This is a genomic window from Candidatus Pantoea communis (assembly GCF_011752685.1).
Lineage (GTDB): Bacteria > Pseudomonadota > Gammaproteobacteria > Enterobacterales > Enterobacteriaceae > Pantoea > Pantoea communis.
This window is the reverse complement of sequence record NZ_VWXC01000022.1, coordinates 45,038-62,101: the sequence shown is the minus strand read 5'-3', so window position 1 is coordinate 62,101 and position 17,064 is coordinate 45,038. Positions and strand designations below refer to the sequence as shown.

Genomic DNA, 17,064 nt, shown 5'->3' with positions numbered 1-17,064 from the left:
AGTAAATGACTACACGTTTCCCGGATGCATTTTTATGGGGTGGCGCCGTTGCCGCCAATCAGGTGGAAGGTGCCTGGCAGGAGGGCGGTAAAGGGCTATCGACCTCGGATCTGCAACCCAAAGGTATTTTTGGCGCGCGCGTTGAACGCAGCGGCAATGATTTTGGCATCAAAGACACGGCGATTGATTTCTATCATCGCTTCCCGGAAGACATCAAGCTGTTCGCAGAGATGGGCTTTACCGTTCTGCGCACCTCGATTGCCTGGACGCGTATTTTCCCGCAGGGAGATGAAGCTCAGCCCAATGAGGAGGGGCTGGCCTTTTACGATCGTTTGTTTGATGAGATGGCAAAGTACAACATCACTCCGCTAGTGACGTTGTCACATTACGAAATGCCATACGGTTTGATCAAAAAATACGGCGGCTGGGGCAATCGCATCACTATTGATTGTTTCGAACGCTATGCGCGCGCGGTATTCACTCGCTTCCAGCATAAAGTGAAGCTGTGGCTGACGTTCAATGAAATCAACATGTCATTGCATGCGCCCTTTACTGGCGTTGGATTACCGGGAGAGAGCAATCAACAGGCGATCTATCAGGCGATTCATCATCAGCTGGTGGCGAGCGGCCGCGCCGTTCAAGCCTGCCATGAGATTGTTAAGGACGGTAAGATTGGCAATATGCTGCTGGGTGCGTTGCTCTATCCGCTCAGCTGCCGTCCGTCCGATGTGTTGGAAACGCTGCAGCAGAATCGCGAGTGGTTATTCTTTGGTGATGTGCAGGTGCGCGGTGCCTATCCGGCTTACATGAAACGCTTCTTCGCCGATCGCGGAATCACCGTCAGCATCACGGATGAGGACAAACGCGACCTGCGCAACACTGTGGATTACATCTCCTTCAGTTATTACATGACCGGTTGCGTCACCACCAATGAAGAAGAGAACCAGAAAGCGCAGGGCAATATCTTGTCGATGGTGCCGAATCCGCATCTTGCCAGCTCAGAGTGGGGATGGCAGATTGATCCGGAAGGTCTGCGTATTCTGCTTAACATCTTGTACGACCGTTATCAGAAGCCGCTATTTATTGTGGAAAATGGCCTGGGTGCCAAAGATGTGGTTGAGGCCGATGGCAGCATCAATGACGATTACCGCATCCAGTATCTCAATGATCACTTAGTGCAGGTGCGGGAAGCGATTGAAGATGGTGTGGACGTGATGGGCTACACCTGCTGGGGACCGATTGACCTGGTCAGCGCTTCTAAAGCCGAGTTCTCGAAGCGTTACGGTTTCATCCACGTGGATCGCGATGATGCGGGCAACGGCACGCTGGAACGCTCGCGTAAAAAGAGCTTCTTCTGGTATCAGGATGTGATCCGTAGCCACGGCGCGGCATTGAAATAAACCCGCTAGCGGGCGCGCTGGCGCCCGTTTTTACGCCTCGTCGGCATCTTCCTGCAACGCTAACGTCTCTTTGCGAACTCGCTCAATATGGATGGTGAGAAACATGCGCTCTTCCGCCGAGAGGGCATAGAGGTATTTTTGCTGGATATGGCTGTCGATCTTCACCGCGCATTGATAAGCAATCGGATATTTGTCGCGCACCACATCATGCAATGACTCATCTTCACTGCACACGCCGCGTTTGCCCAGCATGCGCTGGGCAAAAAACTTCAAATGGTTAACGAAGCGGTTATAGCTCAGGCTGTCGGTGCGGTAATCCAGCTGCAACCGATACTTCACGATATGCAAAATCTCCTGCATAAATTGCGTCACGTGAGAGACATCGGCAAAGTCGCTGCCCAGTTGCGCGTTGACTAAGTGCAGGGCGATAAAGCCTGCTTCATCGTCAGGCAACGTCACACCAAGGCGTTTGTTGATCAGTGCCAGTGCTTCCATGCCAATCGCGAACTCTTTGGGGTAGAGCGTTTTGATCTCCCACTTCAATACATTACGAATCGGAATGCCTTGCTGATGGCGTTCAATCGCGAAATGGCAGTGATCGCATAGCGCAATCGAGAGGCTCTCATGCAGCGGCTGACCCAACTGTTGACGTGCGCTGGCGATGATTAACTCGCTGGTTGTGATGACTTCCAGCGGGATATCAGAAAGCAACTCGCTTAGCCTTCCTGTCAGGGTGTCACTCTGCAGTGCGAAGACTTTTTCAATCTGCTGCGCATCCAGCGCATCGCCCACACGCTTCTGAAAAGCCAGCCCGCGACCCATCACGACCTGTTCTTTGCCGTTCTCGCCCAGTACGACCACGACATTGTTATTGAGGATCTTCGCGATTTTCATTTTTATCAGCCCTGAAAAAGAAAAAACCTGACCCACCGGGAGGGCGGCGTGTCAGGTTTTGCCTGCGTTTGCGCGCAGTAACAATCTGGCGAGATCATAAGCCGCTCTGTGATTCCGACAAGCATACTGACCGTTAAATGTGAGACACGTCATGTTTTATTGCGTAGCGAAGCAATGGAGGAAAAACAGGGCAATGGCCCCTGAAGCCGCGTCTGCACTGATGTTGTGCAAACTGTAAGGATATTCGTAAGGAAATAGTAAAGAAATGATCAGGTTTTCTTAAAGGTTTGCGTTAAGTCGCCGATAGTACCGTAACGTCAAAATAACAGGAGTTACGTACATGGCCGGGATTTCAACTTTAGGTGTGGGTTCAGGACTGGGTTTAAGTACCATTTTGGATAAGCTGACCGCCGCTGAAAAACAGTCACTGACACCGATTTCTAAGCAGCAATCTGCCGCCACGGCGAAGCTTTCTGCTTACGGCACACTTAAAACCGCGATTCAGGCTTTTCAGACGGCTAACACCAAATTAAAGGATGCGAGTCTCTATACCGCGACCAGTACCACTTCCAGTTCGAGTGCATTTAGCGCGGATACCAATGGCAGCGCGCTGGCAGGGAAATACACCATCAGCGTAGATCATCTGGCGCAATCGCAAACGCTGACCAGCGATGCGAAAACCGATGTCAAAGCGGCTCTAGGCAGCGATGCGGCATCGCGTACCCTGACATTTGTCACTGCGGATGGCAAAGAGAAGAGCATTTCGTTAACCAAAGATCAGACATCCCTGACAGCGCTGCGTGACACCATTAACAAGTCCGATGTGGGGATCAGCGCCAGTTTGATCAAAGTGTCAGGAACCGAATACCGTCTGTCATTAACCTCGAAGGCGACGGGAACTGACCACGCAGTGACCTCTTTAAGCGTAACGGGTGATGATACGCTGCACGGTTTTGTTGGATTTGATAAATCTGATCAAGCTAACAGTCACATGATTCAGAGTGTGGAAGCGCAAAATGCCAGCCTGACCGTCAACAATGTGGCAATTCAAAGCAGCAGCAACACCATTGAAGACGCCGTGGAAGGGATTACGCTCAAGCTGAACGATCAGACGTCTGGCACTCAGACGTTGACCGTCAGCGCTGACACCAGCAAGGCGAAAAGCGCCATCACCGATTGGGTGAATGCCTACAATTCGCTGCAAGATACGATGGGCAATCTTACCCGCTACACAGCGGTGGATGCGGGTAAAGAACCGGACAGCAAAAACGGTGCACTGCTGGGTGACGGCACGCTGCGTAACATCCAGACCCAGTTAAAGAGCATTCTTGCCAACGCCTCCGGTTCGGGAGTTTACAAAACGCTCAGCCAGGCGGGTATTACCACTGATCCCACCGATGGGAAATTGAAGCTGGATGCGGACAAACTTTCCAGTGCACTGAAAGTCAGGCCTGACGCCATTCGTGATATGTACACCGGTGATGGTAAGAAAACCGGCGTCAGCACGGTATTGGATACCACTTTTACCGCGTTTCTCAGCAGTAAAGGCGTGATTCAGGGGGCGACGGACAGCATCAGTAAAAAACTGAACCAGCTGACCGATCAGTACAACACCACCAGTAAACGCATTGATGACAAAATCGCACGCTACAAAACTCAGTTCACCAATCTGGATAAAGTGGTCAGCGTACTGAATAGCACCAGCAACTATCTCACACAGCAGTTTGATAATATGACCAGCAGCAACAGCAAAAAATAATTATTCCCCGCCAATAGCGGCGTGTCAGGGCACTTTTCGGTGCCCTGCTAATTAACATCGTCATCGATTGACGTTGCATCATACTCGCCTAATAGATAAGTAGATGCTAATGTGTTTGGTGTCCCCATATTTTGCGGAGTGATTCCATGCGCGACAGTAACACCGAACCTTCTGAACCGGCAGCACCGCCACTTAATCCATCGCTGATGGAACATCTGATCAACGCACGCAAGATTTTCATTACCGGCACCGTGGATGAAAAAATGGCCAAAGAGGTGGTTCAGCATCTGCACATCCTCGCCGCTCTCAGCGATCGACCGATCACGATCTTCATCAACTCTCCTGGCGGTCATGCTGAATCGGGCGATATGATTTTTGATGCCATACGCTTTATCACACCCGAAGTGATCATGATTGGCTCAGGCTGTGTCGCCAGCGCAGGTGCGTTGATTTATGTCGCCGCCAACAAAGCAAATCGCTATGTGTTGCCCAACACCCGCTTCCTTCTGCATCAGCCTTCCGGCGGCATGCAAGGCCCCGCCAGCAATATGCAGATTTACAGCAATGAAATCGTGCGCATGAAAAATCGCCTCAATCATATTTTTGCGGATGCCACCGGGCAGGCGATTGAGAAGATTGAGCAAGATACTCAGCGTGATTTCTGGTTGAGTGCGGAGCAGGCGGTGGAATACGGTTTGGTGTCGAAAGTGATCGTCACCGAGCAAGAGATCGCTGCGCATTATCTTGCTGCTTAAATAAGCCAGTGCTAATGTCATCAACATGATTGAAAATGCGATATTCAAAGCACTGGCGGATCCGACCCGCCGTGCCATATTTGAAAAGCTGTCGGTGGGGCGCATGAATGCCACGGCGTTGCGCGACGGGATCGAGATCAGCCAATCGGCGATGTCTCAACATCTCGCGGTGTTACGGGGTGCGGGGCTGGTGCGTGAAGAGCGGCAAGGGCGCTTTGTGAACTATGAAGTCGACCCGGTTGGCATGACGTTTCTGGTCAACTGGCTAGCCAAATATCGCGCGTTTTGGCCGACACGCATTGATGCCCTGAAAAGTTTGCTGAAGGATATGGACCAATGAGTGAAGCCGAAAAATCCAACGAACTGGTACAAGAGTATCAACTGGATGCGCCGCCGGAGAAAGTGTGGCGCGCTATCAGTATTACGGAGTACCGGGAAGCCTGGCTACCCAACGCCGTATTAGCGGAGGCTGAACCTGTTGCCTGCGAACCTGGAAAATCGATCCATTACCGGTTACGTGATGACGCGCCACCTTACCTGAAGAGTGACGTGACGTTTCTGATCGCGCCCGATGACGTGGGTGGCACCCGATTGACTATTGTCCATCGCATCGATGAACTGAATTTGCAGGCCGCTAATGATGAAAATGGTCCATTGATGCTGGCGGCATAGCCTCGGGCTAATTTTTTTCGCGCGTCTTATTCCCAAAACGTACATTCCCGGCGGCCCGAAGGCCGCCAGCTTTACACGGGTTGATCAGCCTTATTCGCATCACGAGATCCTGCCGCGCCCGCACAAACTAACGCCAGCAGCACCATCACCAGCACCGGCAACATCGCCATGCGCAGACCCGCGTGTTCACCAATAAACCCCAGTCCTGGCGGTCCCACCAGAAAGGCCAGATAACCAAGCGTTGCGGCGATGGTCACGCGAATCGCGCTGTTTTTGCCATCGCCAGCTGCCGACACGGTCAGTGGGAAGCCAAGCGAAGCGCCAATCCCCCAGAACAACACTGCCGCCGCCGCCAGCCACTGGTTGTTGGAGAAAATCACCATCGCCAGACCCAATGCGGCTGAGAATGCGCTGGCGCGTAATACCAGCACACGGCCCAGGCGATCCACCACATATCCGCCAAGGAAACGTCCCACGGTCATGCCCGCAGTGAAACCCGCGTACACCAGCGTGCTTTGCGTGTGATTAAGATTATGACCATCGATCATCAGTAACGGTAGCCAGTCATTGGCAGAGCCTTCTGCCAGCGCCATCGCCAAAATCACCACCCCAAGGATCAGCAGTTGGCGATCGCGCAGCTCGCGTCCGACCTGAGCGAGGAAGCCGCCGCTGTGCGCCTGTTCATGTCGTTCGCTGTCGCTGGTGGCGGGTAAATGACGCAGGGCTGCGGAGACAATCAGCAGGTTCACCAGCACCACGAAGGCAAAGTGCCAGGTGATGCTGACATCCGCGGCTGTCATAGCAAGACCCGACAGAGCACCAATCAGCGTGCCAAAGCTAAAGAAGCCGTGAATGGTGGTCATGATCGATTTGCCAATCAGACGCTCAAACGCTGCGCCTTCAACGTTTATCACGACATCGATTAACGCTGTCCCTCCGCCCAGTAACACCAGGCTGGCGAAGACACCGTACGCGCTGTGCAGTAGAAGGGCAGCTAACATGACTGCGACGCCACTCAGCAGCAGCACAAAGCCATAACGCATGACACGGCTAGTGCCAAAGTGGGTGATGAGTTTGCCTGCCAGCAGAACGCATAACATTGAGCCACAGGAAAAGCCGAACAGGATCATGCCCATCATTTCCGTGGAAGCATGCAGAATATCGCGCATGTAAGGCGTACGACTCACCCACGAAGCCCAGGTGAAACCGGGTAAAAACATCAGGCCGTAGATCGCCCATTTACCGCGTAGCTGTTGCTGTAAATCCATATTCATCCCCATCCATAAATTATCGGAAAGGGTAACAGAAAGGCTCCCCGCGTGCGCGACGCGGGGAGAAGCAGTGATTAAAAACTCTGCCAGTCGGCGTCATTAACCACCGCTAAACGCTGTGGCTTGGGGTGCGATGGCGTACGGATGATGGTCTGTGGAACGTCAATGACATCGCTGACATGGAATTTACCGACCAGCTGATTCAGGTTACCCGCCTGCTCTTGCAGCGATTGCGAAGCGGCCGCGGCTTGTTCCACAAGGGCGGCGTTCTGCTGGGTAACATCATCCATCTGATTAACCGCTTGCTGCACCTGAACGATGCCCTGGCTCTGCTCCACGGCAGCCGCAGCGATCTCACTCACCAACTGACTCACCTGGTGAATGGCATCATTCATCACGTCCATATTGCGGCCCACATCACTGGCTTGCGTGGCACCCGATTCGGTCAAACGATGAGATTCCTCAATCAGCACTTTGATCTCGCGTGCTGCGTTGCTTGAGCGCTGAGACAGGCTGCGCACTTCACCGGCAACCACCGCAAAGCCTTTGCCGTGTTCACCGGCGCGCGCCGCTTCAACCGCCGCGTTCAAGGCCAGAATGTTGGTCTGGAAGGCGATACCTTCAATGATCGAGACAATCTCAGTTACTTTGCGCGAGCTGCCACGAATCTCGTCCATGGTCGACAGCATGGTGGTGAGCGAGGTTCCATTTTTCTCTGACAGCGCGCTGGCATTGGCTGCCAGCTGGCTCGCCTGCCGGGTGTTGTCCGCCGTTTGGCGCACCGTCTCACTGAGTTCCGTCATGCTGGCAGCCGTTTGCTCCAGCGATGCTGCTTGCTGTTCGGTGCGTGAAGAGAGATCTTCATTACCCGCTGAAATCTGCACCGAAGCGCTGCTCACGGACTGAGACGCTTTACGCACTGAAGAGAGGGCTTCAGAGACGCGCTGCATCAAAATATTGAAGGAGTGTGCCATATTGCCCACTTCATCTCGCCGGCTCTCATCGGCGCTTAAGGTCAGATCGAGGTTCTCGCTGGCCGCCAGCATGACCTTGCCAACCGCGCCCAAACTGCGGCGAATACGCATCACGGTAAACAGCGAGAAGAGACCGAAGATCACCACTGTCGCCGCGACACCTGCAACGGTGGCCCAAAAGACAAAATGGAAGGTGCTTTGATTGGTGACGCGCAATGCGTCGCCCGCAGTAATATTGAGTGCCTGTTGAGTTTGATAATCAGCGATCATCTGACGAATGGCGGCACCCACACCACTATCTCCTTCCAGCAAACTCAGGCTCACTTCATTCTGGTGAGCACGTGACGCTGTAAGAAATGCAGGTAACTGCGATGCAACGCGCTGGATGTTATCAAAAGCGACGTTAGTCAGGCGTTTGTCTTCCTCATTCGAAATATCGTTTGCCATGTAGTAATCGGTCAGCGCTTTCAGTCCATTGATTTGCTCATCGATCTGTTTTTCTACGGCAGGCATGTTGCTGTCGTGAATCTGGCTCTGGTGTTTGTACAGCGTAATGGCCAGCTGGTTACTTTGATCGATCAGTTTGCCGATGTCCTTAATCGAAGGAATGGCGTTAGTTTGCACAAATTCAAAACGGTCCTGAAATCCTGACAGTAGCGAGAGCGCAAGAATCGCCTGCAGGATGATGGCGCCAAACAACATGGAAAGGGTCAGCAAGAGACGCTGGGAGATGTTCATCTAATTATCCTTAATCTAAAAGCACCCCTGGTTCAGGAAAATCAGGGAATAGGGCAGATTAATAACCATCGGCAGAATGCGAGATTTAGTTAATTATTTTTTAGCGAGGAGTGATGGGGATCGAAAAGTTCGGGGTGAAGGTGCAACATTTTTAACCGATTAGGCACTAACGCACAGTGCCAGTAAAAAGTAGTGATTCCTGATAACGGTGATCATCGTGCCGCTGTTTCGAATTCGCAGCGGCACGAGTTGACATTTATGGCCTTCTAAACAGCGCCATGCTGCGGCCTTCCAGTTCAAAATCCTTCTCTTTGGTAATCACCAGCCCTTTTTTAGCGGTATCGGAGGTGGTGAGTTCCAGTACCCAGCCGCCTTCGCCAAATTGTGGGATGCGGAAGGGCACGTTGCCTTCAAACGGATTGAACAGCATCAACACATCGTGCCAGATGCCCTCTTCGGTTTGCAGATCCGGACGGCCAATGTAGACGCCAAGCGTGCTGCCCTCATCCCATTGGTCTTCCTGCTGGAAGCCGCCGCCAGCGTTAAACCACTTAATATCCATGCCGTCGCGCCAGTTTTCACGGCGCAGCAACGGCTGTTTCGCTCTCAACGCCAGCAGATGGCGAGTGAATTCGCGTAATGCATCCGCGGACTCCGGCAAGTTTTCCCAATGCAGCCAGGAGATTTCACTGTCCTGACAATATCCGTTGTTGTTGCCCATTTGGCTGCGGCCAAACTCGTCGCCCGCCAGCAGCATCGGCGTGCCGTGTGAGAACAATAACGTAGCCAGGAAGTTACGCTTTTGCCGCTCACGCACCGCGTTGATGCCTTCGTCATCGGTAGGGCCTTCCGCGCCGTAATTATAGGAGCGGTTATCGTTGTGACCGTCGTTGTTATCTTCACCGTTCGCGTCGTTATGTTTCTCGTTGTACGACACTAAATCGTTGAGCGTGAAGCCATCATGCGCGGTGAGGAAATTGATGCTGGCCCATGGACGACGGCCACGTTGATCATAGAGATCGCCTGAGCCGAGCAGACGTGCAGCAAAGTCGGTAGAGACGTTGTCGCCTTTCCAGTATTCACGCACCGTATCGCGATATTTATCATTCCATTCTGCCCAGCCTGGTGGGAAGCCCCCAACCTGATAGCCACCGGGGCCGATATCCCAGGGTTCGCCAATCAGTTTTAATTTCGACAGCACCGGATCTTGCGTCACAGCATCGAAGAAGCCGCCACGCTGATCAAAACCTTCCGGTTCGCGCCCGAGAATAGTGCCCAAATCGAAGCGAAAACCGTCGATATGCATCGATTCCGCCCAGTAGCGAAGTGAATCCATCACCATCTGCAACACGCGTGGATGGGAGGTGTTCACGGTGTTGCCAGTACCGGTATCGTTGATGTAGTAGCGATGCTGATCCGGCAAGGTGCGGTAATAGGAGAAGTTATCGATGCCTTTAAACGACAGCGTCGGTCCTAATTCGTTACCTTCCGCCGTGTGGTTGTAAACCACGTCGAGGATCACTTCGATACCGGCGTCGTGGAAGGCGCGGACCATGTCACGGAAGCCCTGAATGCCGCGCGGACCAAAGTAGCGCGAGGCCGGGGCAAAAAACGCCAGTGAGTTGTAGCCCCAGAAATTTTTCAGCCCTTTATCGAGCAGATGCTGATCGTCCGGGAACCAGTGCACCGGCAATAGCTCAACCGAGGTGACACCGAGACTTTTGATGTACTCGACGGTGGCTTTGTTGCTCATGCCATCGTAAGTGCCGCGCATTTCAGGGGGCACTGCCGGGTTCAACTGGCTGAAGCCCTTAACGTGTGTCTCATAGATAACGGTCTGCGACCACGGGATAACCGGGCGATTGCGGTCCTGCCAGTCAAATTCGTTGGGATCGATCACCCGGCATTTTGGCGTAAAGGGCGCGCTGTCACGTTCATCGAAAGTCAGGTCTTTATCTTCATGCAGCAGGTCATAAGCAAAATGCGCATCGTTCCACTGGATGTCGCCGCGCAGCTCACGAGCATAGGGGTCGAGCAGCAGTTTGTTGGCGTTGAATCGATGGCCGTTTTCCGGTTCAAACGGACCATGCACCCGGTAGCCGTAAAGTGCACCGGGCTGCAGACCGGGAATGTAGCCATGCCAGACTTCATGGGTATTTTCCGGCAGATCAAAACGCGCGATTTCGTGCTGACCGCTCTCATCGTAAAGACACAATTCCACACGCTCGGCGAACGCTGAAAACAGGGCAAAATTGACGCCCTCGCCATCATAATTTGCGCCAAGCGTTTGACCCGAACCCGCGATAATTTCTAAAGGCTTTGCGTTAGACATTCATTCCTCTCCATCCAATGAACAGAAATACAGGCTTGTTATTAACTGGCAATCAGCACCAGTGGCGCGTAAGGCGGTAAGTTATCTAAAGAAAGTTGTTCGTTAAGCGCTAAGGTTGCACCACTTAACAGATTGCGATAGTGCCGGTGGGCCAGTGACTCAGGTAAGGGAATGGACGTTTCAGCCCAGGAAGTGCCCTCCAGCATTAAACGAGGCGCCACAACGATGAGGCTGTTTTCACTGTCCTGTCGCGCATAGGCAATCAGGTGCTCTGGATGCGCGCCTGTGGCGTACAACGGTTGATAATCGCCGAAACGGAATAGCTGCGGCTTATCCAGACGCAGGTGTAATAAGCATGCGATGACCTGCTGTTTGAGTTTGCCGCTGCGCCAGTCAGAGGGCTGAGTGAAATCAGGACGGCTGCGATCAACAAGTTGCGCCTCCAGCACGGCGTAATCGGGCTCACGGCGGTTATCGGGATCGACGAGGCTGAAATCCAGCGCTTCGCTGCCCTGATAAATATCCGGGACGCCTGGTGCGGTGAGCTTAATCACGGTCTGTGACAGGCTATTAACCAGGCCGGCATCAACGAAAGGTTGAATGGCTGTGACGAAGTCCGTCAGGAAAGCTGAATTTTCTGCAGATAGCAGATGTTTTGCATATTCAAGCACCGCCTGCTCGTAAGTTTCATCGCCATCCGCCCAGTCAGTGCGCAGCTTGGCTTCACGCAGCGCTTTCTCCACAAACGGTAAAAAACGTGCCTCAAGGGTACGCAACCCGTCGTGGTCATCTGGTCGTAAGGTCGTGGGCCACGCACCGGCCAGCGCCTGATACAGCATCCATTCTACCGCCGGTTCGGGGGCCGGGCCTTCGTTCAGGGTGAGCACTTTGGATTGATTCAGCTCCCGCCAGCGCGTGACGTTCTCTGCCCAGAGTGCGGGTGCTTCGCTCAGTGAATAGAGTCGGGCACGGGCATCTTCCCCACGTTTGGTATCGTGGGTTGACGTCGTCGAAAGTGCGTCGGGTTGATGATGTAACCGGGTTTGCATCTGCTGGTGGAAGTGTTCCACAGAGAAGGGGTGCGGCAGCGGTTCCGCGCCGACTTCGTTGATGGCAAGAATGGCGTGATTACGAAAGAACAGTGTGTCCTCGACGGATTTTGCCATCAACGGGCCGGTGAGCTGCTGGAAGCGGGTACGGAATTCAGCGGCATCCTGTTCACTTTGTTCCGATATCGCGCCCAGCAAAATGGCCTGCAGGAAACTCAATGCAGCGGGAAACGCACTGAACTTCACCGCTTCCAATACCTGTTGCAGAAGTGCTTCGCCCGCCAATGGCATGCCCGCCGGGCGACCATAGGTGCGGTAAACCGGGAAGGCGATCAGCATCTCGCGCAGGGCGACATGTAACTCTGCTTCGCCAAAATTGCGCTGCTCTGAATGCGCCACGACTGTCGCTAACGCGAGCAGGCGTGAAAATTCCCCGGCAAAATTGCGATCAACCATCAATTCACGGGCGGCGCGCAGACCAGCACTGACATCATTCCGCTCTTCGGTGACGGCTTCATAGGCCAGATGCAACGCATCAATTTGGGTATCGTCGATTAATGCATGTGAAAGTGCAGCGATAAACTCATAGCCGGTGGTGCCGGAGATCGGCCATTCAGACGGGATCTGCTCCTCATCCGCCAGAATCTTCTCTACCGTAATATAGCAATCCTCACCTGCGGCTCTGCGCAGACGCTGTAGATACCCCTGCGGATCGGCCAGACCATCAACGTGATCAACGCGTAAACCACTCACAGCACCGCTGTGAACCAGTTCCAGAATCAGTGCGTGTGAGGCGTTGAACACGGCTTCATCCTCGACCCGAACGCCGACCAGTCCGGTGATTTCAAAGAAGCGCCGGTAGGAGAGATCCTTTCGTGCATCGCGCCAGTTGATCAGCTGCCAGGGCTGCTGTTGATGCAATTCGGCAATCGCTGCGCGATCGTTGATGGCCAGCACCTCATCGGCGCGTCCTTGCCAACTGGCAGGCGTCAGCGGATAGAAGCTGTCGTAGTAAGCCAGCGCCGGATGGCCGGTTTGCGGATGGGGCTTAATGCTCAATTCGTCGTTTTGCAGCACGCGTTCAAAATCTTCGCCGAGGAACGGCAACGTCAGGCGACGCGACCAATCGATATCGAAATAGCGCGCATACTGACTGTTTTCGCCATGCTCAATCACATCGCGCCACCAGGCATTTTCCAGTGATGCCGCCATATGGTTTGGCACGATATCCAGAATTAAACCGAGGCCGGTCTGCTGTAATGCCGTCGACAGTCGGTTAAAACCGTCACGTCCGCCCAGCGCAGGATCGATTTCATTGGCATCAGTGACATCGTAGCCGTGCGTGGAATCGGTGGTGGCAGTGAAGATAGGTGAGGCGTAAAGATGGCTGATACCTAGCCGCTGCAAATAAGGTAACAAGGTGATGGCGCGGTCAAAGGTCATGCCGTTGCGGAACTGAATACGGTAGGTCGCTGAAGGAATCGTCATGCTTTTTCTCCCTGTGCCAGACGCACCACAATGGCATGTTGCGGCAACACATCATTCTCCTGCGGCCAGGCAAAGAGGGTTTTGCCTGCCATAGTGGGTAAGGGCTGCGCCTGCTTACTGATATTCAGCGCCAATGAGAGTTCGCCCTGCGGGAACTGCCAACTCACCGCGATAAAACCTTTGGCCGTTTTCAGTACTTTGCCACTGTGACCGCCCGCCGTGGCGAGCAGCGGCACAATGTGGCGCTGACGCAAGGCCAACAATTGCTGAGTGAACGCCAGCCAGGCTTTGCCTTTCTCACTCTCCAGTTTGCTCCAGTCGAGTTTCGAGCGGTTAAACGTCTCTTCCGCATTGGGATCGGGCACACTGTCGTCGTGGCCCGCATGGCCGGTAAACTCGCGGGCGCGTCCTTCACGTACCGCTTTAGCCAAATCACCATGAAAATCGGTGAAGAACAGGAACGGGTTGGTTTCGCCATACTCCTCGCCCATAAACAGCAGCGGGATATGCGGTGACAGTAACAGCGTGGCCAGCAGCACTTTGGTGCGGTCGGTGCCTGCCAGCGTGATTAAGCGGTCACCCTGCGCACGATTGCCGACCTGATCGTGGTTCTGGATAAAATCAACAAAGGCAATCGGAGGCTGTGCCGCACTGGGCACGCCGCGCCGTTGACCACTCTGCGGCGAGATTTCCCCCTGATAGGCAAAACCTTCAGTCAGAATGCGTGCAATCAGCTTTTCAGGTACGTCGGCGAAATCCTGGTAGTAGGCATGGGTTTCACCGGTGGCAAACACATGAATGGCATTGTGGAAATCGTCATTCCATTCACCGGTGAACAGCGGTGCATGGCCCTGCTTGTCGCGTGGGTGCAGGAAGGTGACATTGCGCGAATCTTCCGTGGTGAGATGGATAGGGCGATCCGTGATCTCACGGCGGATGCGTTCAGCAATTTCAATCAACGCATGTTTGCTGGAGGTATCTTCGATTTGATCGATGGCATCAAAGCGCAGGCCATCGAGGTGATATTCCTGCAACCAATAGAGTGGCGCTTCAACGATGTAACGACGTGCAGCATCAACATCATAAGCGATGCCTGCGCCCCAGGGTGTCATGCGCTCTTTGTGGAAGAAATCAGGGGCCAGCAGCGGCAGATAATTCCCTTCAGGGCCAAAGTGATTGAGCACAATATCGAGCACCACCGACAGGCCGTGTCCATGTGCAGCATCCACAAAGGCTTTGAAATCATCCGGCGAGCCGTAAGCGGAGTGCGGTGCGTACAGCAATACGCCGTCATAGCCCCAACCGCGATTGCCCCCAAACTGCGACACCGGCAACACCTCAATCATGGTAATGCCAAGTGCTTTTAAATAGGGCAAGCGGGTAATCGCGGCCTGGAAAGTGCCTTCGGAGGTAAAGGTACCGATATGCAGTTCGTACACCACGGTTTCTTGCCAGGCGTGTCCATGCCAATCCGTGTGCTGCCATGCATAATGACGAGGATCGACGACCACGGAAGGGCCATTGACCCAGGATTGTTGCGCGCGAGCGGCGGGATCGGGCACCACCGTGCCATCCGCCAGTACAAAGTTGTAAGTCGCACCAGGTTGTATGCCGCCCAGTTGCCGTTGATACCAGCCATCGTCCGAGGCTGACATAAGGTGATCGCCATCGGCGAGACGCAAGGTAATCTGTTGCTGACCCGGTGCCCACAAGCGGAATAGCACGCTGCCATCCGCCTGAATCTCAGCTCCCCAGGATTTCTTAAATGATCTGAATTCCATTCAATTGCCTCGTTTAACCCTCGCAAGGGCAATGGACGACATCAAGCGGTCTACGTTCCGTTTAAAGATGCTGGCTGAGTACGATTTATAGTGGGACGACACGACAAGACTGAGAACAGATCATAGTCGATATTTTGCGCTTTTCTGGCGCGAACAGATGGGTTTAGGAAATTATCGACGCCTTACGCTTCGCTAATCAGGGAGGTGAATAGAAGAAAGGCGACCTGATGGTCGCCCCGAAGATTATGCTGGTTTGTGTTGCTGGACCTTGCGGCCGCGCTGCTTACGTAATTTATCAATCAGCTTATGCGCCTCCGCTTTGGTGGCGACAGCAGGTGAAGAGCCTTTCAGCGGTTTACGCGCGGTTTCACTCAACGTTAGCACCGTAATCAAACCGATAATTCCGGCACCCATCATGTAATAAGCGGGCATCATCGCATTGTGCGTGGTATCCACCAGCCATGCAGTGATTAACGGCGTAGTGCCGCCGAACAGTGACACGGAGAGGTTAAAGCCGATCGCTAATGCGCTGTAGCGAATATCGGTGACAAACAGGGCCGGTAATGTGGCGGGCATGGTGCCGCTAAAGCAGGTATGCAATAAACCTAATACCGCCAGACCGGCAAATACCAACATCATATTGCCAGAACCAATCAGCATATAGCTGGGAATAGCCAGCAATATTAAGCCCAGAGCCCCTAAGCCAATGACCGGCTTACGGCCCATACGGTCGGTTAAATGTCCCCACATCAACGTCAATGGCATCATAATAAACATAATGACCATCACTAACATGAGCCCGGATAATTCACTCATACCCAATACGCCGGTCAAATAGCTGGGCATATAAGCAGTCAACATATAATTGGATACGTTAAATAACAGTACCAGGCCAATACATTTCAACAGCGGTTTACTCTGTACACGCAGCATCTGCAGCAAGGTCAGTTGAGGCTTATTGTGCTCAAGCTCTTCGCGCTTATCCATGTGCTCTTTAAATGCCGGTGTCTCTTCCAGTTTCAGGCGAATATAGAGACCAAATAATCCCAGAGGTGCCGCCAGGAAAAAGGGAATACGCCAGCCCCAATCCATCATGGCTTGATGCGGTAATAGTGCAATCATGCCGGTGACCAGACTGGCACCGAGCAGATAACCCGCCAGTGTGCCGAATTCCAGGAAGCTCCCCATAAAGCCACGGCGCTTATCGGTGGAGTATTCCGCGATAAAGGTCGCTGCGCCACCGTATTCGCCGCCGGTGGAGAAACCCTGCACCAGACGGGCCACCAGCAACAGGATCGGGGCGGCAATGCCAATACTGGCATAACTGGGAATCAGGCCGATGCAGAAGGTGCCGATCGACATCATGATCATGGTGAAAGCGAGCACTTTCTGCCGCCCAAAGCGATCACCTAACGGCCCAAATACCATTCCCCCGATTGGACGAACTAAAAACGCGGCGGCAAAGGTGCCGAAAGAGGCGATTAATTGCGCGGTATTACTGGCGCCAGGAAAAAAGACCTGGCCAATAATCACGGCAAGATAGCTATATACGCCAAAATCAAACCATTCCATGGTGTTGCCTAATGCAGCAGCACTCACAGCGCGTTTTAATAATTTGTTATCGATGACCGTAATATCATCAACGGTTAAGTCAGATTGTTTAGAAGTCGTTCCGGTGCTCATAAACCTCCATGAGTAAAATTAGAGCGATCTTATAGCTTTCGCAGCCGAACAATTCACCTATGGAAATGAAAGCTATAAGAGGCTGAAAGGCGGACACCTTAGGTAATCTCTTTAAGATGTGCAAGTTTGTGACATATATCCTTGCATTAAAGCGTAGCGATGAAGGTATATTCTGTCAAAGTGCTCTCAAGGTGAAATAATTGATTGTGTCGTGGTGGAGGGGGTGGGTTTTATTCTGCGCTATATTATGCGGTGACACTGTGCTAGT

At 53.2% G+C, this 17,064-nt stretch carries 12 protein-coding genes; 5 read left to right on the top strand and 7 right to left on the bottom strand.

What is annotated here, in order from left to right:
* Positions 1-5 precede the first annotated feature (5 nt).
* Positions 6-1,400 (top strand): glycoside hydrolase family 1 protein, encoded by a 1,395-nt coding sequence (locus tag F3J37_RS22935; RefSeq protein ID WP_166936057.1) that lies wholly within the window; start codon positions 6-8, stop codon positions 1,398-1,400.
* A 30-nt stretch (positions 1,401-1,430) separates the two neighbouring features.
* On the opposite strand, the gene licT is transcribed toward F3J37_RS22935, so the two are convergent.
* The gene (gene licT / locus F3J37_RS22930; RefSeq protein WP_166936055.1) at positions 1,431-2,294 is read right to left on the bottom strand and encodes a BglG family transcription antiterminator LicT; all 864 of its coding nucleotides are present in this window, start codon (positions 2,292-2,294) and stop codon (positions 1,431-1,433) included.
* Between the two features lie 340 nt (positions 2,295-2,634).
* Here licT and fliD point away from each other — a divergent pair, with 340 nt between their 5' ends.
* From fliD to F3J37_RS22910, 4 genes are all read left to right on the top strand, one after another.
* On the top strand, positions 2,635-4,053 hold the full coding sequence (fliD, locus tag F3J37_RS22925; RefSeq protein WP_166936053.1) for a flagellar filament capping protein FliD: 1,419 nt from the start codon (positions 2,635-2,637) through the stop codon (positions 4,051-4,053).
* A 146-nt stretch (positions 4,054-4,199) separates the two neighbouring features.
* Positions 4,200-4,808 carry an ATP-dependent Clp protease proteolytic subunit gene (locus F3J37_RS22920; RefSeq protein ID WP_166936051.1) on the top strand — a complete coding sequence of 203 codons (609 nt, stop codon included), beginning with the start codon at positions 4,200-4,202 and terminating at the stop codon, positions 4,806-4,808.
* Positions 4,809-4,833: 25 nt separating this feature from the next.
* The gene (locus F3J37_RS22915) at positions 4,834-5,148 is read left to right on the top strand and encodes an ArsR/SmtB family transcription factor (RefSeq protein WP_166936049.1); all 315 of its coding nucleotides are present in this window, start codon (positions 4,834-4,836) and stop codon (positions 5,146-5,148) included.
* On the top strand, positions 5,145-5,480 hold the full coding sequence (locus F3J37_RS22910; RefSeq protein WP_166936047.1) for an SRPBCC family protein: 336 nt from the start codon (positions 5,145-5,147) through the stop codon (positions 5,478-5,480). The genes F3J37_RS22915 and F3J37_RS22910 overlap by 4 nt, the downstream gene beginning before the upstream one ends.
* 71 nt (positions 5,481-5,551) lie before the next feature.
* Here the strand turns inward: F3J37_RS22910 and F3J37_RS22905 are convergent, their stop codons facing one another.
* The 6 genes from F3J37_RS22905 to proP form a co-directional block, all read right to left on the bottom strand.
* A complete protein-coding gene (locus F3J37_RS22905; RefSeq protein WP_166936045.1) occupies positions 5,552-6,754 on the bottom strand; it encodes an MFS transporter in 1,203 nt (400 codons plus the stop codon).
* 71 nt (positions 6,755-6,825) lie between these two features.
* Complete coding sequence (locus F3J37_RS22900; protein ID WP_166936043.1) at positions 6,826-8,463, bottom strand: methyl-accepting chemotaxis protein; 1,638 nt, start codon at positions 8,461-8,463, stop codon at positions 6,826-6,828.
* Positions 8,464-8,719: 256 nt separating this feature from the next.
* Positions 8,720-10,795, bottom strand: coding sequence for a glycogen debranching protein GlgX (gene glgX / locus F3J37_RS22895; protein WP_166936041.1), 2,076 nt, complete (start codon positions 10,793-10,795; stop codon positions 8,720-8,722).
* Between the two features lie 41 nt (positions 10,796-10,836).
* Complete coding sequence (gene treY, locus F3J37_RS22890) at positions 10,837-13,332, bottom strand: malto-oligosyltrehalose synthase (protein WP_166936039.1); 2,496 nt, start codon at positions 13,330-13,332, stop codon at positions 10,837-10,839.
* Positions 13,329-15,113: a malto-oligosyltrehalose trehalohydrolase gene (gene treZ, locus F3J37_RS22885; protein ID WP_166936037.1), complete on the bottom strand. Its 1,785-nt coding sequence runs from the start codon at positions 15,111-15,113 to the stop codon at positions 13,329-13,331. The genes treY and treZ overlap by 4 nt, the downstream gene beginning before the upstream one ends.
* 243 nt (positions 15,114-15,356) lie before the next feature.
* Positions 15,357-16,796, bottom strand: coding sequence for a glycine betaine/L-proline transporter ProP (gene proP / locus F3J37_RS22880; protein ID WP_166936035.1), 1,440 nt, complete (start codon positions 16,794-16,796; stop codon positions 15,357-15,359).
* Between the last annotated feature and the right edge of the window lie 268 nt (positions 16,797-17,064).